This is a genomic window from Nonomuraea sp. NPDC049784, from assembly GCF_040659615.1.
In the GTDB taxonomy this organism is placed as follows: domain Bacteria; phylum Actinomycetota; class Actinomycetes; order Streptosporangiales; family Streptosporangiaceae; genus Nonomuraea.
Genome location: NZ_JBFAMX010000184.1, coordinates 1 through 17,954, shown reverse-complemented (window position 1 = coordinate 17,954; position 17,954 = coordinate 1). Strand labels below are relative to the sequence as shown.

The 17,954-nt window shown below is 69.3% G+C and carries 15 protein-coding genes and 1 pseudogene; 5 read left to right on the top strand and 11 right to left on the bottom strand.

The features are described from left to right. Window positions 1-1,687 (bottom strand): discoidin domain-containing protein (locus AB0J09_RS30815; protein WP_360698611.1); only part of this gene is annotated, 1,687 nt, incomplete at its 3' end. 238 nt (window positions 1,688-1,925) lie between these two features. Here AB0J09_RS30815 and AB0J09_RS30810 point away from each other — a divergent pair. From AB0J09_RS30810 to AB0J09_RS30790, 5 genes are all read left to right on the top strand, one after another. Beyond that, window positions 1,926-2,915, top strand: coding sequence for a LacI family DNA-binding transcriptional regulator (locus tag AB0J09_RS30810; protein WP_360698609.1), 990 nt, complete (start codon window positions 1,926-1,928; stop codon window positions 2,913-2,915). Window positions 2,916-3,267: 352 nt separating this feature from the next. Then, complete coding sequence (locus AB0J09_RS30805) at window positions 3,268-4,617, top strand: extracellular solute-binding protein (protein WP_360698607.1); 1,350 nt, start codon at window positions 3,268-3,270, stop codon at window positions 4,615-4,617. A 4-nt stretch (window positions 4,618-4,621) separates the two neighbouring features. Next, on the top strand, window positions 4,622-5,488 hold the full coding sequence (locus tag AB0J09_RS30800) for a sugar ABC transporter permease (protein WP_360698605.1): 867 nt from the start codon (window positions 4,622-4,624) through the stop codon (window positions 5,486-5,488). After that, window positions 5,485-6,438, top strand: coding sequence for a carbohydrate ABC transporter permease (locus AB0J09_RS30795; protein WP_360698603.1), 954 nt, complete (start codon window positions 5,485-5,487; stop codon window positions 6,436-6,438). Before AB0J09_RS30800 ends, AB0J09_RS30795 begins: the two co-directional genes overlap by 4 nt. Window positions 6,439-6,442: 4 nt before the next feature. After that, window positions 6,443-7,957, top strand: coding sequence for a glycoside hydrolase family 13 protein (locus AB0J09_RS30790; protein ID WP_360698601.1), 1,515 nt, complete (start codon window positions 6,443-6,445; stop codon window positions 7,955-7,957). Here AB0J09_RS30790 and AB0J09_RS30785 read toward each other — a convergent pair. From AB0J09_RS30785 to AB0J09_RS30740, 10 genes and pseudogenes are all read right to left on the bottom strand, one after another. Then, window positions 7,868-9,343 (bottom strand): nitrilase-related carbon-nitrogen hydrolase, encoded by a 1,476-nt coding sequence (locus tag AB0J09_RS30785; RefSeq protein ID WP_360698599.1) that lies wholly within the window; start codon window positions 9,341-9,343, stop codon window positions 7,868-7,870. The two genes, AB0J09_RS30790 and AB0J09_RS30785, sit on opposite strands and share 90 nt — an antisense overlap. A 45-nt stretch (window positions 9,344-9,388) precedes the next feature. Next, window positions 9,389-10,084, bottom strand: a complete 696-nt coding sequence (locus AB0J09_RS30780) for a LysR family substrate-binding domain-containing protein (protein ID WP_360698597.1) — start codon at window positions 10,082-10,084, stop codon at window positions 9,389-9,391. Between the two features lie 56 nt (window positions 10,085-10,140). Beyond that, window positions 10,141-11,007, bottom strand: coding sequence for an aminoglycoside phosphotransferase family protein (locus AB0J09_RS30775; protein WP_360698595.1), 867 nt, complete (start codon window positions 11,005-11,007; stop codon window positions 10,141-10,143). Further along, window positions 11,008-12,003, bottom strand: a complete 996-nt coding sequence (locus tag AB0J09_RS30770) for a LacI family DNA-binding transcriptional regulator (RefSeq protein WP_360698594.1) — start codon at window positions 12,001-12,003, stop codon at window positions 11,008-11,010. Between the two features lie 32 nt (window positions 12,004-12,035). Further along, window positions 12,036-13,406, bottom strand: coding sequence for a GH1 family beta-glucosidase (locus tag AB0J09_RS30765; protein WP_360698592.1), 1,371 nt, complete (start codon window positions 13,404-13,406; stop codon window positions 12,036-12,038). After that, window positions 13,403-14,206 (bottom strand): carbohydrate ABC transporter permease, encoded by an 804-nt coding sequence (locus tag AB0J09_RS30760; RefSeq protein WP_360698590.1) that lies wholly within the window; start codon window positions 14,204-14,206, stop codon window positions 13,403-13,405. Before AB0J09_RS30760 ends, AB0J09_RS30765 begins: the two co-directional genes overlap by 4 nt. Further along, window positions 14,203-15,165 (bottom strand): sugar ABC transporter permease, encoded by a 963-nt coding sequence (locus AB0J09_RS30755; RefSeq protein WP_360698588.1) that lies wholly within the window; start codon window positions 15,163-15,165, stop codon window positions 14,203-14,205. The genes AB0J09_RS30760 and AB0J09_RS30755 overlap by 4 nt, the downstream gene beginning before the upstream one ends. Continuing rightward, on the bottom strand, window positions 15,162-16,457 hold the full coding sequence (locus tag AB0J09_RS30750; protein WP_360698586.1) for an ABC transporter substrate-binding protein: 1,296 nt from the start codon (window positions 16,455-16,457) through the stop codon (window positions 15,162-15,164). Before AB0J09_RS30750 ends, AB0J09_RS30755 begins: the two co-directional genes overlap by 4 nt. A gap of 124 nt (window positions 16,458-16,581) precedes the next feature. Beyond that, a complete protein-coding gene (locus AB0J09_RS30745) occupies window positions 16,582-17,472 on the bottom strand; it encodes a serine/threonine-protein kinase (RefSeq protein WP_360698584.1) in 891 nt (296 codons plus the stop codon). Window positions 17,473-17,511: 39 nt separating this feature from the next. Further along, window positions 17,512-17,954: pseudogene (locus AB0J09_RS30740) on the bottom strand (SAM-dependent methyltransferase); the annotation flags it as partial.

Genomic DNA, 17,954 nt, shown 5'->3' with positions numbered 1-17,954 from the left:
TGCCGATGTCCCTGCTCGGGCCGACGCGGGCCGCGCCGCCGCCGATCACGGCGTCCTCGGCCTCGTACGTGTCGTACGGCATGTTCGCGCCGCGGCCGACGAAGAGCGGCAACTCGCTGGTGTTGTTGGCGCGCTTGACCGGAAGCTCGTTGGGGTCGTCGGCGAGCACGGTCTTGATCGTGTACTTGCCGTTGGCCGCGGTCCACGTCCCCAGGTTCACCGGGCTCGTGGTGGCGCCCGGGGCGATGGCTCCGCCGGCCGAGCCGGTCAGGGTCTTGACGACCGTGCCCGAGTCGTTCGTGACGGTGAGCGTGACGCCGTGGGAGCCGCCGCTGGAGGCGACCGTGCCCTGGTTCTTGATCGCCACCGAGAACGTCACCGTGTTGCCCGCGGCGGGGTTGCCGGGCGTCCAGGCGACAGGGGAGGCGATCAGGTCGGCCGTGTCGACCGGCTTCACGGTCAGCGTGCCGGTGGCGGTGTTGTTGGCCTCGTTCAGCTCGATGACCTTGTCGTCCTCGTCCACCTTGGCGGAGAGCTGGTAGGTCCCCGCGTCCCTGGTCCCGATATTCGCGGACACGGTGGTCGACGCCCCTGCGGCCAGCGCGCCCACGCCGGCGCTGCCGACCTTGGTGCTGCCCGCGTAGAAGTTCACGGAGGTGGCGGCGGAGCCCGCGGTGCCCGCGTTCTTGACCGTGGCGGACAGCGTGACCGCGTCGGTCTCGACCGGCGCTGCCGGGCTCGACGTGAGATTGCTCGCGGTCAGGTCGGGGTTGGCCGACGCGGTGCCGAAGATCTGGAACTCGGCCACCTGCCCGCCCGGCGCGCCGGAGTTGGCGGTGATCTGCAGCCGGACTTCGGCGACCTTGGCGGTCACCGGGATGGTCACCGAGTTCCCCGTGGCCGGGTCGAAGGTGTACGTGGCGGAGGAGACGAGGTTGGTGAAGCCGGTGGCGCTCTGCTCACGGCCGAGGACCTGGATGGTCTGGGCGCGCCTGGCCCAGGCGGGGTCGGGGTTGAGCTTGAGCGTGATCGAGGTCAGGTCGGCGTTGGCGCCGAGCTGCACGGTGAGGGTGTTGGGGTAGGTGGCGCCTTCCCAGTACGTCTGGAGGTTGTTGTCGTTGGCGTTGGCGGCCACGTACGTGTGGGTGTGCGAGGACTCGGTGATCGGCTTGCCGAGGGCGAGGTTGGTGCCGTCGCCCGGCGGCGGGTTGTCCGGCGCGCTGCCCCACACCTCGAGCTCGGAGACCTGGCCCGCCGGCCAGCCGGTGTTCGCGGTGATCTGCAGCCGGACGTAGCGGGCGGTCGTGGCCGTGAAGGTGATCGTCGCGGTCGGGTTGAACGTGTACGTCGCCGAGGCGACGATCGTGCTGAAGCCGGAGCCGTTCGTGCTGCCCTGGACGGTCAGCGTCTGGGTGCGGCTCGGCCAGCTGGTGGGCAGCTTGAGCACGAGCTTGTTGACGCTCGCGCTGACGCCCAGATCGACCTGGACCCATTGCGGGAAGGCGTTGTTGGCCGATTCCCAGTAGGTGGCCTGGTTGCCGTCGGTGACGTTGGCGGCGGTGTAGACGTCGGTGAAGCTGCTGGCGGTGGCGGTCTTGCCGGCCGCGAGGTTGGTGTCGGCCGCCGCGTACGCGGGTGCGGCCAGGAGTCCGATGACTAACGAAAGGGCGGCTAACAGTGCTCTCATGGGGGTGGCCCTTCGAGTAAGGCGGATGGCCGAACCATAGGATGTCGAGCAGATAGCCGCAATATTTCGACGATATTTCGCAAGCATTTGACTGACACGAGTCGCGCGAAGTAGCGACTCCCGGCTGGTCAGGAAGCGGCCGGACGTGGGAAGTCCGCCGTGGACGCCCTGCAAGGCGCGACGTCTTATCCACGTAAGCCATTGCAAGCGCTTGCGTCGAAGGCCGTATAGTTTGCGCATGACGCGACGACTCGCAGAGGTGGCCAAGAAGGTCGGAGTGAGCGAGGCGACCGTGAGCCGTGTGCTCAACGGCAAGCCCGGGGTGTCCGACGCGACCCGCGAGGCCGTGCTGACCGCTCTCGACGTGCTCGGCTACGAACGACCGACCCAGCTGCGCGGCGATCGGGCCCGGCTGGTCGGCCTCGTGCTCCCTGAGCTGCAGAACCCGATCTTCCCCGCCTTCGCGGAAGTGGTCGGCGGGGCGCTGGCCCAGCAGGGGTTCACCTCTGTGCTGTGCACCCGCACGGTCGGCGGCGTCTCCGAGGCCGACTACGTGGACCTGCTGCTCCAGCAGCAGGTCAGCGGCGTCGTCTTCGCCGGCGGCTTCTACGCCCAGGCCGACGCCTCGCACGGGCACTACGAGCTGCTGCACGAGCGCAAGCTGCCCACCGTGCTGGTGAACGCGGCCGTCCAGCACCTCGACTTCCCGCAGGTCTCGTGTGACGACGTGGTGGCCGCCGAGATGGCCCTGGCCCACCTGCGCGCGCTCGGCCACGAGCGGGTCGGCATGGTGCTCGGGCCCAAGGACCACATGCCGTCGCGGCGCAAGCTGGAGACGTTCCAGGCGGAGGGTGGTGACCCCGAGCTGGTCGAGCACACGATGTTCTCGCTGGAGGGCGGGCACGCGGCCGCCGCCCGGCTGGTCAGGCGCGGCGTGACCGGAGTGATCTGCGCCAGCGACCTGCTCGCGCTCGGCACCGTCAGGGCGGCCCGCCGCGCGGGACTCGCTGTGCCCAGGGACATCTCGGTCATCGGCTTCGACGACTCCGCGCTGATGAACTGCACCGACCCCCCGCTGACCACCGTCCGCCAGCCCATCGACGCCATGGGTCGGGCCGCCGTGGACCTGCTGGTCGCGCAGATCGACAAGGCCGTGGTGCCGGCGGACGAGCTCCTCTTCGAGCCCGAACTGGTCGTCCGCGCCTCCACGGCCCGAGCCCGCACCTGATCCCGCAGCCACGCCCGTCTCATCGCCCGCGCGCACTCGACGCGGGCACGTCCCCTCCTGCCGCCCGCGCGCACGCCTGACGCCACCGGCCCGCGCCCCCTCCGGCCGTTCCCGGCCCCAATCGACCCTGGCCCCGCGCCCCTCCCATGCGACAGGACCCCGCCCCGTGCGCAGGGTCAGGGCCTCCAGGCCACGTCCCCTTCCCGAAGGGACACCAGCCCCGTGCGGAGGGGCGGGGCCGTCACGAAGGTCAATGTGACGCAGTCGTTATCTTGCAATATGAAGTTGAAATATTGCGCACTTCGGTCCGCGATCCTATGGTGTGGACACCTCGCATCAGAAGGGTCAGATCATGCGGAGATCCACCGGACTCTTGCTCGTATCCGTGCTCGGCATCTCGGCCACAGCCTGTGGCTCCAGCGAGCCCGCCACCCCGTCCGCGGGCGGTGCCAAGGCCGTGACGATCACGGTGGCGTGCCAGCCCGCCAAGTCCGCGCCGAAGGAGCGGCAGGCCTGGGACGACGACGTGGCCACGTTCATGAAGGCGCACCCCGGCGTGACGGTCAAGAGCACGGACCAGCAGCCGTGCTTCGACCCCAAGACGTTCGGCCCCAAGCTGGCCGGCGGCCAGATGGAGACCGTCTTCGTGGTGCCCGTGACCAACTACAACGACGTCATCGGCCAGGGCCAGGCGCTCGACATCTCGCAGTACACCAGCAGCATCAAGAACTGGAACGACCTGCGCTCCGACGTCCGCGAGCTGGTCACCAAGGACGGCAAGGTGTACGGGGTGCCGAACGTCCACTACAGCGTCGGCCTGGTCTACAACCGCGCCCTGTTCACCAAGGCCGGGCTCGACCCCAGCAACCCGCCCAAGACGTGGGCCGAGGTCCGTGACGCGGCCAAGAAGATCGCCGCGCTCGGCGCCGGCTACGTCGGCTACGGCGAGTACTCCGGCGGCAACACCGGCGGCTGGCACTTCACCCAGGCCATCTACGGTCGCGGCGGCAGCATCCTGACCCCCGACAACAAGAAGGCCGCGTTCAACTCGCCCGAGGGCAAGGCCGTGCTGCAGAACCTGCACGACATGCGCTGGACCGACAACAGCATGGGCAACAAGCTCCTGGTCGGCTGGGAGTCGCTGATGATGGCGATGGGCAGCGGCAAGGTCGGCATGATGCTGGGCGCGCCCGACGTGGTCACCGACGTGGTCAACAAGTTCAAGGGCAACGTCGCCGACTACGGCATCACCGGATTCCCCGAGGCCAAGGCGTCGCTGAGCGGCGGCGAAGCGTTCATGGTCAACCCGAAGGCCACCCCCGAGGAGGCCAAGGCGGGCCTGGAGTGGGTCGACTTCCGCTTCAACACCGCCGGCAAGGGCCGCTTCGACTTCGCCCGGGGCAAGGCCAACGGCAACCCGGTCGGCGTGCCCGACAACGACGTCTACGGCGACTCGGCCACCGGCAAGGCCATCCAGGCCGACCGCGTGACGAACGCCTCGTTGCCGGTCCAGAACTACGAGCCGTACGTCCAGGCCGCCGCGACCATCCCGCCGAAGGCCGAGCCGGTCCACGCGCAGGAGTTGTACGCCATCCTCGACGTGGTCATGTCGGGTGTGCTGAGCCGCAAGGACGCCAACATCGACCAGCTTCTGGCGGACGCCGAGACCAAGGCCAACTCCATGCTGGCGGCCAAGGGCTGACCTTATGGGGATCTTGAGGCGCAATCTGACGGCCTACGGGTTCCTCTGCGCGGCGCTGTTCTGCTTCACGGTGTTCGCCTGGTATCCGATGGTCAGGGAGTTCATTCTGAGCTTCCAGAAGACCGACCTGATCAACCCGCCCACCTGGGTGGGGCTGGACAACTTCAAGGCGGCCGTTCAGGACCCGGCCTTCGGCGAGGCCTGGCTGAACACCGTGGAGTTCACGCTGCTCGCGCTGCTGTGCGGCTATGCCGTGCCGTTCGTCGTCGCGCTCGTGCTCAACGAGTTGCGTCACGCCCGGGCCTACCTGCGGTTCGTGGTCTACCTGCCGGTCATGCTGCCGCCGATCGTCGCGGTGCTGCTGTTCAGGTGGTTCTACGATCCGGGGCCCGGGCTGTTCAACCAGATCCTGGACCTCCTCCACCTGCCGCCGCTGGCCTGGCTGGACTCGTCGTCGACCGCCCTGATCTCCCTGGTCCTCGTCTCGACCTGGATGAACATGGGCAGCGCGACGCTCATCTACCTGGCGGCGCTGCAGAACATCCCGCCCGAGTTGTACGAGGCCGCCGAGCTCGACGGGGCCGGGATCTTCAAGCGGATCAGGCACGTCACGATCCCGCAGACCCGGCTGATCCTGCTGCTCATGCTGATGCTGCAGATCGTGGCGACCATGCAGGTGTTCATCGAGCCGTACATGCTGACCGGCGGCGGCCCGGAGAACGCCACGGTCTCCGTCGCGTACCTGATGTACCAGTTCGCCTTCTCGCAGATGAACTACGGCCAGGCGGGCGCGCTCGGCATGATGCTCATGCTCGCGCTCCTCCTCTTCGCGGCCCTCCAGCTCAGGACGACCCGTGAGGACAAGGCATGACAGCGACTCAGCACAAGCGGGCGCCGGTGTCCGAGCCGGCTCGGAGGGCGAGGCCGAGGAACCGGCGGAGGTCGCCGAAGCCGATCCAGGTGCAGTTCCGCACGATCGTCTCGCCGCACCAGCTCAACAGCAGGTGGGGCAGGCGGATCTACTGGCTCGTGCTCGTCGCCGTCGTCGTGATCTTCACGCTGGCCTTCGTCTTCCCGCTCTACTGGATGGTCACCGGCGCCATGAAGACGCCGGAGGAGATCGCTGAGATGCCGCCGACGCTCGTCCCGGCCGACCCGTCGCTGGGCGCGTTCTTCGAGGCGTGGGACCTGTTCGACATCGGCACGCTGCTGGCGAACACCGCGTACTACGCGCTGGGCGCCTGGCTGTTCTCCATGGCGGTGGACGTCACGGCGGCGTACGCGCTGTCGAAGCTGCGCCCGATGTTCGGCAACATGATCCTCGGCGCGATGCTGGCCACGCTGATGATCCCGCCGATGGTCATCCTCATCCCGCTCTACGTCACCATCGTGGACCTGGGGCTGCTCAACAACGCCTGGGGCCTGTGGTTCCCCGCGGCGGCGAACGGCTTCAACATCTTCCTGCTCAAGCGGTTCTTCGACTCCATCCCACGGGAGCTGATCGAGGCGGCGCAGATCGACGGCGCGGGCCCGCTGAGGGTGCTGTGGTCGGTCGTGCTGCCGGTCTCCAGGCCGATCCTGGGCGTGGTCTCCATCTTCACGATCGTCACCGCGTTCAAGGACTTCGTCCTGCCGCTGCTGGTCATGACCGACAGCGACAAGATGACGATCAGCGTGGGCCTGTCGCAGACGGCGGGAGCGGTGACCCAGAACCAGGTCATGGGCGGTCTGGTCATCGCCGGCATCCCGATGATCATCGTCTTCTTCATCTTCCAACGGCACATCATGGCGGGCCTCACCGCCGGAAGCATCAAGGGATAAGCGCATGTCGCAAACGTGGTGGCGGGGGGCCGCGATCTACCAGGTCTACCTGCGTAGCTTCGCCGACGGGAACGGTGACGGGGTGGGCGACCTCGCCGGCCTGCGCTCCCGCCTGCCGTATCTGAAGGATCTAGGGATCGACGCCATCTGGCTGAACCCGTGGTATCCGTCGCCGATGGCCGACGGCGGCTACGACGTGGCCGACTACCGCGACATCGAGCCGGTCTTCGGCACGCTGTCCGAGGCGGAGCGGTTCATCGAGGAGGCACACGAACTCGGCATCAAGGTCATCATCGACGTGGTGCCGAACCACAGCTCCACGGAGAGCGCCTGGTTCAAGGAGGCGCTGGCGAACCCCGCCGCCAGGGACCGCTTCTGGTTCAGCGACGAGCCGCTCAACGACTGGCAGTCGATCTTCGGCGGCTCGGCCTGGACCCAGGTCCCCGACGGCCAGTGGTATCTGCACCTGTTCGCTCCGGAGCAACCGGATTTCAACTGGGGCAATCCGGAGGTCCACCAGGAGTTCGAGGACGTGCTGCGCTTCTGGTTCGACCGGGGCGTGGACGGCGTGCGCATCGACTCCGCGGCCCTGCTGATCAAGTCGGACACGAGTTACGAAGACCTCGACGAGGTCCACGACGTCTACCGTCGGTGGCGCGAGGTGGCCGACGAGTACGGCGAGCGCATTCTGATCGGGGAGGTCTGGCTCCCCGATCAGGAGCGTTTCGCGCGTTACCTGCGCCCCGACGAGCTCCAGACGGCCTTCAACTTCGACTTCCTGTCCTGCCCGTGGGACCCGGCGGAGCTGCGCAGGGTCATCGACCTGACCCTCGCCACCCACACGCCCATCGGCGCCCCGCCGACGTGGGTCCTGTCGAACCACGACGTGACGCGCCCGGTCACCCGGTACGGCCGCGAGGACACCGCGTTCGAACACGGAGGCCGCCTCCACGGCACCCCGTCCGACCTGGAGCTGGGCTACCGCCGGGCGAGGGCCGCGGCCCTGCTCGCGATGGCGCTCCCCGGCTCGGTGTACGTCTACCAGGGCGAGGAACTGGGCCTCCCGGAGGTGGAAGACCTCCCGGACGAGCTCCGCCAGGACCCGATGTACGTCCGGTCGGGCGGGACGAACGTGGGCAGGGACGGCTGCCGCATCCCGTTGCCCTGGTCCGGCGACGAGCCCCCGTTCGGCTTCGGGGCCGGCACGCCGTGGCTGCCGCAGCCGGAGAGCTGGCGCAAGCTGACGGCCGAGGCGCAGCGCACGGACCTGGGCTCGATGCTCAACCTCTACCGCACCGCTCTGGGCCTGCGCCGAGACCTGCTGGGGGACGGCACTCTGACCTGGCTCCCGCTGGGCGACGAGGTCCTGGCCTTCACCCGCGACTCGGGCCTGACCTGCGTCACCAACCTGAGCCCTGATCCGGTGCCGCTACCCGCGGGTCGGCTCCTCCTCGCCAGCGGCCCGCTGGAGGAAGGCATCCTGCCCACCGACACCACGGCCTGGCTCACGCGGGACTGACCGCAGCGCGACCAGCCCGGCGGCGGCCAGCGCGAGGCACAACCACGCGAACCAGTCGCCGAAACGGGCGTAGACGGTGGGCCCGGGACCCGAGGGCACGTCGGCGAAGGCCACGACGAACGGCTGCCGCGTGCTCTCGGTGTCCCGCTCGGTCAGCACTCGGCCCCACGGGTCCGAGATCATCGGCGTGCCCCACTGCGCCGCCCAGGCCACCGAGAGCCCGGTCTCCACCCCGCGCAGCAGCCCCATCCGGCTGTGCTGCCAGCCGTTGCCGAACTCGTCGGCGGCCGGCACGGCCATCAGGCGGGACCCGGCTCGGGCGTAGTCGCGGATCGGCGCGGGGAAGTTGAGGTCCATGCAGTTGGCCAGGCCGACGTGGTCACGCGCAAAGACGAGCTTGTCCCCGCGCCGGAACGGCGCCCCGGGCGCGAAGTGCCACTTCGTGTAGTAGATCGGCGCGGATCCGCCTGCCGGGAGGTCCACCGAGTAGTTGTACTTGATCTCCGGAGTCGTGTGGACGACTCCGATCACCACATCGATGTTCCGATCTCGGGCGATCTCGCGCAGCGGCGCGAGCGCCCGGTCCAGGCTCGCCTCGTCGGTGCCCAGCGTGCCCTCGGGCAGCACCACCGTGTCGATCCCCACGGGCAGCCCGGCGATCTCCTTCACGTACTCCCAGATCAGCGCCTGCGCGTCCGGGCTCGCCGCGTCGGGTGCCCACTGGTAGCGGCTGGCCGACATCACCGCGACTCCCCGCCAGGCGGTCGAGTCCGCGCCGGCCAGCCGCACGGCCCCGAAGACGAGCGTGAGCAGGCACACGGCAGCCCCCACCAAGCCGGTACGCAGCCGCGCCGCAGAGGCCGCCCCCGGCCACAACACCGCCGCGAGGGCGGCCGGCGCCAGCAGCACCGCGAACTCCACGCCCCAGGCGCCGGTCACCGAGGCGATCTGGGTCACGACGGGCACGTCGGCCACGGAGGTGGCGAACGGCCAGATGATGCCCGTCGGGTTGGTCAGCACGGTCAGGTACATGAACGCCACCCACAGGGCGGGCGGCGCGCACGCGGCGAGCAGCAGCAGCCCGCGCCGGCCGAGCGCCCTGAAGAGCCAGACCACCAGCCCGAACAGCAGCGAGGAGCCGACGATGATGCCGATCCCGATGGGCAGCGGCACCGACGGGGTGCGCAGGAAGAAGTTCAGCTGGTTCGTCAGCCCCAGCAGGTAGGCCAGGAACGCGAGGGCGAAGGCCGCCTTGGCGCTCACCCGCGGCGCCAGCAGCAGCACCGGTAAGGGAGCCAGCCAGGTCAACGCCGGAATCGGCGCGAAACCCGTACCGAAATAGAGGAGCACGGCCGACAAAGCCAGCGCACCCAGCTTGATCACCATGTATACACCGTAAACAGCGAGGTATACGGTGTCAACGTCGGCCGCTCAGGCGGCGCACAGGCACGTGACGAACGCCTCCACCAGCGTCCGCACGGCCTGCCGCCGGTCGCTCCGCCGCCAGACGACGGCGAGCCTGCTCGGCGGCAACCCCGCGACGGGCCTGCTGACCACGTCGTCGCGCCGGTAGAGCTCGGCGTTCCCGGCCGAGACCAGCACCACGGCCCGCCCGGAAGCGACCAGTTCGAACGCCTCCTCGGCCGTCTCCGCCTCTGCCCCCACGACCGCCGGCTTCGAGCGCTGGTCGTTGGCCAGCCAGAAGTCCCGCATGGGCCCGGCCGAGACCGGTAGCGCCACGAACGGCTCCTCGGCCAGGTCGGCGAGCGTGACCTCGGACTGTGTGGCCAGCGGATGGACCGTGGGCAGCGCCACCCAGCGCTCCTCCGTGCTCACCACCGTCCACTCGTACTCGCCGTGGCCGGGCATGGGCAGCCACGCAACGGCCACATCCACCTGCCCGTCACCCAGCCCGACCGTGGGATCGCCCCACGCCACCTGCCGGAAGCGCAGGTCCCAGCCGGGCAGCGCACACGAGATGGACGGAACGAGCCCGCGCCCGATCCGCGTCTGGAACCCGACGACCAGCGTCCGGTCCTCGCGCGCCGCCGCCACCGCCCGCTGCGCGCCCTCCCACTGCTCGATGATCCGCCGGGCCTCAGGCAGCAGCGCCGCTTCACCGGTCACGTCCTGGACGTCACCGGCGGCTACTTCCTCGGCCCGCGCGGGGGCGTGGTCCCGGTCTAACGGGTGGCGCCGCTGGGGTCGCGGAGCCACGCCTGTAGCGCCGCGTCGGCGTCGGCGGCGAGAGAGGGCAGCCGCAGCCCCCCGACGAGCATCCACAGAGTGCCCTGCAGCCCGCGCGCCGCCAAAAAGTCCCGCAGGACCGAGTCCTCGGGATCATGCCCGTAGGCGCGTACGGCCGCCCGCCCGTCGAGCCGCCTCGTACGCAGCAGGCAGGCCAGATCCCACTCGACGGGCCCGGCCATGCTCTCTTCGAAGTCGTTCCAGAGCAGCCCGGCGGGGGTGGCGAGGAGGTTGCCGGGATGCGCGTCCCCGTGCACGGTTTGCGCCGACCGGCCCGCCAGCCGCCCGGCCAGGGCCGCGTGCGCGTCCCGCAGCCGGGCCAGCACGTCGGGCGGGACCTCCCCGTCGAGCAGTTCCAGCAGCCGCAGCGGCTCGTCGAGCACCGGCCCGAGATAGGGCAGCCCGCCGGGGAAACCCCGGAGCGCCTCGTGCAGCTCGGCGAGCGCCCGCCCGGCCACCTCCGGGCTCATCTGATGGCCGGGATCGTGCTCGACGTGCGTCCAGAAGGAGACCGCGACCCCGTCACGCAGATGCGGCCCGGCGGGCAGCAGGTCGCTCGGCGGCACCACCGGCACGCCCTGCCCGTGCAGGTAGGACACGACGTCCAGCTCCCGCCTCAACGCGTCGGCGGGCCGCGCCCGCCCCAGCGCGGTCACGGTCGGCACACGCGCGACGACCGGCGCCGGGCGCAGATGGATCCGGAGGTTGAACGAGTCATTGAGTATCACCGGGTCCCGCACCTGGACGCCGTGCTCCTCGGCCAGCGAGACGGCGACGGCCAGGGCGGCGCTGTTGGAGACCATCTAGGCCGACTCCCGGATCACGAGCTCCGTGGGCATGATCACCGGATCCGTCGGTCCGCCCTCGAACAGGTTGAGCAGGAGCCCGACCATGGCCGCCGCCTGCTCGGCCACCGGGTGCCTGAGCGTCGTCAGCGGCGGCTCGGTGTATTTCGCCGCCTCGATGTCGTCGAAGCCCACCACGGCCACGTCGTCGGGCACCCGGCGCCCGGACTGACGGAGCGACTGCAGGGCCCCGACCGCCATCAGGTCGTTGGCCACGAAGACGGCGTCCAGGTCGGGATCGTCGCGCAGGAGCTGCCGCATCGCGACCGCACCCGACTCCCGCGTGAAGTCGCCGATCGCGACGATCGATCGGAGGTCGGAGTCGCGCAGCACGTTGCGGTAGCCGGCCAGCCGGTCCTGGCCGCCGATCATGTCCTGCGGGCCCGCGATCGTGGCGATCCTCCGACGCCCCGACTCCACCAGGTATCGGACCCCGGTCTCCGCCCCGCCCACGTTGTCGTTGTCGACGTACGGGATTTCCACCGGGACGGCGGGCCGCCCGTAGGAGACCACGGGGACGCGCAGGCGCGAGAGCGCGGACGGCAGCGGGTCGGCGCCGTGCATGGAGATCAGCATGACGCCGTCGACGTGCCCGCCCGCGATGTAACGCTCCACGCGGGCGTGGCTCTTGGCGGAGGAGGCCAGCAGCAGCACGACCTGTTTGTTCACCGCCTCGAGCTCCATCGACGCCGACCTGATCGCCGTGGAGAACATCGGGTCCTCGGAGAAGACCCGGGTGCCCGGCTCGCTGACGACCAGGGCGATCGAGTCGGTGCGCTGGGTGACGAGGCTGCGCGCGGCCGGGTTGGGCACGTAGCGCAGCTCGTCGATCGCGCGCAGCACGGCATCGCGGATGTGAGGCGCCACCGTCGTCTGGCCGTTGACGACCCGGGATGCGGTGGCGCGCGAGACCCCCGCCCGGGCGGCGACCGCCTCGAGGGTCGGGCGTCTCATGACAACACCAAGTGGGAGAGCACGGAAAAAATCTACAGGGCGTTCCTGCCGATGACGTCTCTGTACCAGAGAGCACTGTCTTTGAGCACCCTGGTCTGTGTCGCGTAGTCGACATGGACGATGCCGAACCGGCGCCGGTAGCCCTCGGCCCACTCGAAGTTGTCCAGCAGCGACCAGACCAGATATCCGCGCAGGTCCGCGCCCGCCTCGATGGCCCGGTGGACCTCGCGCAGGTGGCCGTCGAGGTACGCGACCCGCTCGGCATCGTGTACGCGCCCGTTCTCCACGACGTCCTCGAAGGCCGCGCCGTTCTCCGTGACCATGAGGCCGACCTGCGGATAGTCCCGCGACAGCCGTACGAGCAGCCTGGACAGGCCGTCCGGCACGATCGGCCAGCCCATCGCGGTCGTCGGCGCGTCCGCCGTGGCGAACCTGACGCCCTCCGAGCCTGGCCACGCAGCGTCGGCAGGCAGGCCGGGACCCGCCTCGACCACGCACGGGTTGTAGTAGTTCACGCCCACCAGGTCGATCGGCGCGTTGATCAGCGCGAGATCGCCGTCCTGGATGTGGTCCGTCCCGCCGTTGCGCGCCGCCGCCTCGAGAACCTCGTCCGGGTACGTCCCGAGCACGGCCGGATCGAGGAACTGCCTGGTCAGCAGCGCGTGGATGCGGTCCGCGACGGCCGCGTCCCCCTCGCCGGGCACCGCCGAGGGGTCGTTGACCTGGGCGGGGGTCAGCACCGGAGAGGAGTTGACCACCAGCATGAGGCTCCGTGCGCCGGACGAGCGCAGCCGGCGCGCGGCCAGCCCGTGGCCGAGCAGCAGGTGGTGCGCCGAGCGCAGGGCATCGGCCGGGGCGCGGCGGCCCGGCGCGTGCACGCCGTTGCCGTAGCCGAGGAAGGCCGACACCCACGGCTCGTTCAACGTGGCCCAGTCGCCCACCCGGTCCCCGAGCTTGTCGTGGACGGCCTGGGCGTAGTCGGCGAACCGGTAGGCCGTATCCCGATTTGTCCAACCACCACGGTCTTCGAGTGCTTGAGGGAGATCCCAGTGATAGAGCGTGATAAATGGCGAAATTTCGGCGGTGAGCAGCTCATCGACGAGCTTGTCGTAGAACGCCAGCCCGCGTGGGTTGATCGAGCCCGCGCCGTCCGGCTGGATGCGTGGCCACGCGACCGAGAAGCGATAGGCCGCCAGCCGCAGCTCGCGCATCAGCCCGACGTCGGCGCGGTAGCGGTGGTAGTGGTCGCAGGCCACGTCTCCGGTGTCGCCGTTCGCCACGTTCCCGGGGGTGTGGGAGAAGGTGTCCCAGATCGACTGGCCTCGCCCGTCCTCCTTGACCGCCCCCTCGATCTGATAGGAGGCCGTCGCGGCGCCCCAGACGAAGTCCTCGGGAAAGATCATCCCTTAACAGCTCCTTGCATGATTCCGCCGATGATCTGCCTGCCGAACAGTGCGAAGACGGCCACGAGCGGCAGGGTGCCCACCGCCGTGCCCGCGAGCCCCAGCACGTAGTCGTTGACGTACCCGCTGGCCAGCGTCGAGAGGGCCACCTGGACCGTCGGGTTGTCGGGGTTCAGCACGACCAGCGGCCAGAAGTAGTCGTTCCATGCCGACATGAACGTCAGCATGCCGAGCACCGCCGCCGCCGGGCGGGCGGCGGGCAGCACGACGTGCCAGAACAGCCCCCACGTCGAGCACCCGTCCACCCGGCCCGCCTCCAGCAGCTCCGTGGGCAGGGCGCGCGTCAGGTACTGGGTCATGAAGAACACGCCGAACGCGTTGACCAGCGCGGGCACGATCAGCGCGTAGGTGGTGCCGGTCCACTCCAGCTTCACCATGAGCATGTAGAGCGGGATGATGCCGAGCTGCGCCGGGACCATCATGGTGGCCACGGTGATCACGAGCATGATGTTCCTGCCCCTGAACTTCAGCTTGGCGAAGGCGAACCCGGCCAGCGTCGAGAAGAACATCACCGCGATGGAGATCGATCCGGCCACGATGACGGAGTTGACCAGCGCGAGCCCGAAGGGGACGGTGTCGAAGACCCGGGAGACGTTGGCGAAGAAGTTCCCGCCGGGGATCAGCGGCGGCGGCACCTCGGCCAGCGCCGAGTTGTGCCTGGAGGCCACCACGACGCTGTAGTAGAGCGGGAACGCCGAGAAGAAGGCCACCGCGATCAGGGTCAGGTAACGCAGCCTCATACCAGCCCGCCCTTCACCCTGCGGGTGATCAGGAAGTTGATCCCCGCGACGATCACCACGGCCAGGAACATCAGCCAGGACGCCGCCGAGGCGTAGCCGAAGTCGAACGTCGAGTTCGCGAAGCCCTGCTCGTAGACGAACAGCGCCAGGGTCTGGAACTGCCGGTCGGGCCCGCCGGTGGCGATGCCGCCCCCGCCGCCGCTGCTCTGCCCGAACAGCAGGGGCTCGGCGATGATCTGCATGGCGCCGATCGTCGAGACGATGACCACGAAGATGATCGTGGGCCGGATCATCGGGATCGTGATCTTGCGGAGCTGCCTGAAGCCGCTCGCGCCGTCGATGGTGGCGGCCTCGTACAGCTCGCGCGGCACGGCCTGCATGGCGGCCAGGAAGATCAGCGCGTTGTAGCCGGTCCAGCGCCACATGATCATCACGGACAGGGCGATGTGCGAGGTCGCGGTGCCCGCGGCCCAGTCGATGTTGCCTGCGCCGAACCACGAGAGAACCCAGTTGATCAGGCCGAAGTCCCGGCCGAAGAGCTGGCTGAAGATGACCACGACCGCCACCACGCTCGTGACGTTCGGCAGCAGAAGCGCGATCCTGAACAGCGTCTGGAAGCGCAGCCGCCGGTTGAGCAGGTGCGCCAGCCAGATGGCCAGCAGGAGCTGCGGCACGGTGGAGAGCACGCCGATGGACAGGGTGTTGAAGGTGGCGTTCCAGAAGTACCCGTCGCCGAGCAGCGTCGTGTAGTTGTCCAGGCCGATGAACGTCTGGGTCTCGGACAGCAGCGTCCACTCGTGCAGGCTCACCCAGGCCGTGTAGATCAGCGGGAACAGCCCGAAGGCGCAGAAGAGCAGGAAGAACGGGGCCACGTAGGCGTACGGCGACACCCTCACGTCGAGGGTGTGCCGCACGCCGCGCCTACGCCGCCGCGAGACCGCGAGGGGAAGGGTGCTCATTTGATCTTCTTGACGTCCTCGAGCACCTGGGCCCACGCCTCGTCAGGCGTCTGCTTGCCCTGCTCGACGCGGCCGAGCCCGTTGCCGACGGCGGTCCGGACGTCGGCCTCCTTGGGGCCGAGGTGCTGCGGCTTGAGCGCCTTGGCGGCGTCGGAGTAGATCTTGCCGATGGGGGCGTCGCCGAAGAACGGCTTGGTGAAGTTCTGGATCGACGGGTCGTCGTACAGGGCCGGGATCGACGGGAACGTTCCCTCCTCCTTGAACACCTTGGCCTGGTTGTCCTTCGAGGTCAGGAAGTCGATCAGCTCGGCCGCCTCCTTCGGGTGCTTGCTCTGCTTGGGCACCATCAGGTGTGAGCCGCCGCTGTTGCCCGAGCCGCCGGGCACGGTCGCGATGTCCCACTTGCCGGCCGCGTTCTTGGCCTGCTCCTGAATGAAGCCGGTCATCCAGGCCGGGCAGATGATCGTGGCGAACGAGCCCTTGGCGAAGCCGGTGTTCCACGGCGGCGAGAAGGCCGCCAGCTTGGCGGTCAGGCCGTCCTGCGTGAGCTGGTTGGACAGGTCCCAGGCCTGCTTCACGGACGGGTTCGAGTCCACGATGATGTTGTCCTGGGCGTCGTACAGGCCGACGGGCGCCTGGTTGACCATGGCGCGGAAGATCTCACCGGGGGAGTCCACGAACTTGGCCCCCGCCACGTTCGCCGCGGCGAACTTCTTGCCGGTCGCGATGTACTGCTCCCAGGTCGGCCAGAGGGCCGCCACCTCGGTTCTGTCGGCTGGCAGCCCGGCCTTCTTGAACAGGTCCTTGCGGTAGCACATGGCCAGCCCGCCCACGTCGGTGCCGAGCCCGAGCAGCTGCGTGCCGTCCTTGCTCAGGCCCTGCTGCCACTTCCAGTCGAGGTAGTCGGACTGCCGCTTGTCCAGCCCGTACTGCTTGAGGTCCACGAACTTGCCGGGCTGCGCGGTGAACGTGCTGATGTAGCCGACCTCGACCGCGGCGATGTCCCCCGCGCCGGCGTTCGTGGCCAGCCGCTTGACCAGATTGCTGTGGTGGTCGTTGAACTGCGTGATGTTCTCGACGACCTCGATTTGGGGGTGGGTCTTCTTGTACTCCTCGTAGAGCGGCTTGAAGCCGAAGTCGCCGAAGAGGTCGACGGTGAGCTTGATCTTCTCTCCCGGCTTCGGGCCGGCCTCGGTGGCGGTGCTCCCGCCGCCACCGCCGCACGCCGTGGCGAGGGCCAGCACGGACGCGGTGATTAAGGGCAGGCCGAGCCGCCGGATGCGAGGGGTCATCGCAAACCCTCCTGGATCAGGGCTAGGGGGATGGTTGAGAGAGCGCTCTCTCAGAGAGTCGCGGCCATCACGCCAGCCTGTCAACGGTGGCTAAATAACGATCCGGAGACCCGAGAGAGCGCGTTCAGGCGTTGAGCGCGCGGCCCGCCATGCGGGCGTACATGCGGCCGGGGCTCGGGGCCTTCGTGAGGAAGCCGGGCAGCACGGGCAGCTCCACCGCGAACGGGTCGAGCCGTTCGTACAGCTCGTTCGCGTCGGCGGGCCGGTCGTCCGGCCGCTTCTCCAGCAACTGCGACAGCAGCGTGTCCAGCTCGCGCGGCAGCCCCGGGATGGCCGGCGGGCGCTCCTTGACCTGCTGCTCGAAGACCACGTAGTCCGTGGGGCCGGTGAAGAGCTGGCGGCCGGTCAACATCTCGTGCAGGACGCAGCCCAGCGAGTACAGGTCGCTGCGCGGCTCGGCGACGCCGTGCTGGATCTGCTCCGGAGCCATGTACGCCGGAGTGCCCAGGATCTGCCCGATCCTCGTGAACGTGGTGACGTCCGCATCACGGAGCATGGCCAGCCCGAAGTCGAGCACCTTCACGCTGCCGTCCGGGCAGAGCATGAGGTTGGTGGGCTTGAGGTCGCGGTGGCAGATCGCCAGCGCGTGGGCCGCCGACAGCACGGCGCACGCCTGGGCGGCGATCGCGGCGGCCCACGACACGGGCAGCGGGCCGTGCTCGCTGACCACGTCGGCCACCGTGACGCCTTCGATGAACTGCATCACCTGGTAGAGCCGCTGCTCGTGCGTGCCGAAGTCGTAGAGGACCGGGGCGCCCGGATGCTCCAGCCTGGCCAGGATGCGGGCCTCGCGGATGAACCTGCGCTCCAGCTCGTGATCCGGCCCGCTGGGCAGCCTGAGCAGCTTCACCGCGACCCGGCGGTCGAGGTGGCGGTCATGTCCCGCGTAGACGGCGCCCATGCCGCCTTGCCCGAGAGGGAGGTCGTCGAGCTCATAGCGGTCGCCGATGACCATTCCGCCCCTCCCAGCAGCCTTCGGGAAAAAACTACACCGTTAGGACTGCGGGTGCAGGTGGCCGTCGGCGAGCCCGTCGAGGCCCAGCCTGATCAGCGTCTGCCCCAGCGTCGAGGTCTCGCGGATGGCGTCCTCCAGGACGGCGAGCTGCCGGAAGGCCTCGCCGTACGCCTTCTGCTCCTTCAGCGACAGGCGCGGCAGCCGGGTGCGGCGCACGTCGAACCTGCTGGAGCCGGTGGTCACCCGGCCGCCCGCGGCCCGCAGGAAGCCGGCCAGAAAGTCGGCGTCCAGCCTGCGCGCGTCCACCCGGTAGAGGGTCAGGTGAGGGCCGAGCATCGCGCCTCCGTCGGCCATCACCCGCACGCTGGAGTAGGAGGCCACCACGTCACCCGGGCGGATCGCGATCAGGCCCTGCTGCATGGTGGTGAAGCCGGACGGCGGGGTGCCGTTGAGCACGTCGTCGGAGGTGAGCACCGGCACGT

What these genes read in the sequence shown, in the direction of transcription:
- AB0J09_RS30765 (WP_360698592.1), bottom strand. Translation starts at nt 13,406, where the DNA reads ATGATCTTTCCCGAGGACTTCGTCTGGGGCGCCGCGACGGCCTCCTAT.
- AB0J09_RS30785 (WP_360698599.1), bottom strand. Translation starts at nt 9,343, where the DNA reads ATGGTGATCAAGCTGGGTGCGCTGGCTTTGTCGGCCGTGCTCCTCTAT.
- AB0J09_RS30750 (WP_360698586.1), bottom strand. Translation starts at nt 16,457, where the DNA reads ATGACCCCTCGCATCCGGCGGCTCGGCCTGCCCTTAATCACCGCGTCC.
- AB0J09_RS30795 (WP_360698603.1), top strand. Translation starts at nt 5,485, where the DNA reads ATGACAGCGACTCAGCACAAGCGGGCGCCGGTGTCCGAGCCGGCTCGG.
- AB0J09_RS30790 (WP_360698601.1), top strand. Translation starts at nt 6,443, where the DNA reads ATGTCGCAAACGTGGTGGCGGGGGGCCGCGATCTACCAGGTCTACCTG.
- AB0J09_RS30760 (WP_360698590.1), bottom strand. Translation starts at nt 14,206, where the DNA reads ATGAGGCTGCGTTACCTGACCCTGATCGCGGTGGCCTTCTTCTCGGCG.
- AB0J09_RS30805 (WP_360698607.1), top strand. Translation starts at nt 3,268, where the DNA reads ATGCGGAGATCCACCGGACTCTTGCTCGTATCCGTGCTCGGCATCTCG.
- AB0J09_RS30745 (WP_360698584.1), bottom strand. Translation starts at nt 17,472, where the DNA reads ATGGTCATCGGCGACCGCTATGAGCTCGACGACCTCCCTCTCGGGCAA.
- AB0J09_RS30770 (WP_360698594.1), bottom strand. Translation starts at nt 12,003, where the DNA reads ATGAGACGCCCGACCCTCGAGGCGGTCGCCGCCCGGGCGGGGGTCTCG.
- AB0J09_RS30800 (WP_360698605.1), top strand. Translation starts at nt 4,622, where the DNA reads ATGGGGATCTTGAGGCGCAATCTGACGGCCTACGGGTTCCTCTGCGCG.
- AB0J09_RS30775 (WP_360698595.1), bottom strand. Translation starts at nt 11,007, where the DNA reads ATGGTCTCCAACAGCGCCGCCCTGGCCGTCGCCGTCTCGCTGGCCGAG.
- AB0J09_RS30810 (WP_360698609.1), top strand. Translation starts at nt 1,926, where the DNA reads ATGACGCGACGACTCGCAGAGGTGGCCAAGAAGGTCGGAGTGAGCGAG.
- AB0J09_RS30755 (WP_360698588.1), bottom strand. Translation starts at nt 15,165, where the DNA reads ATGAGCACCCTTCCCCTCGCGGTCTCGCGGCGGCGTAGGCGCGGCGTG.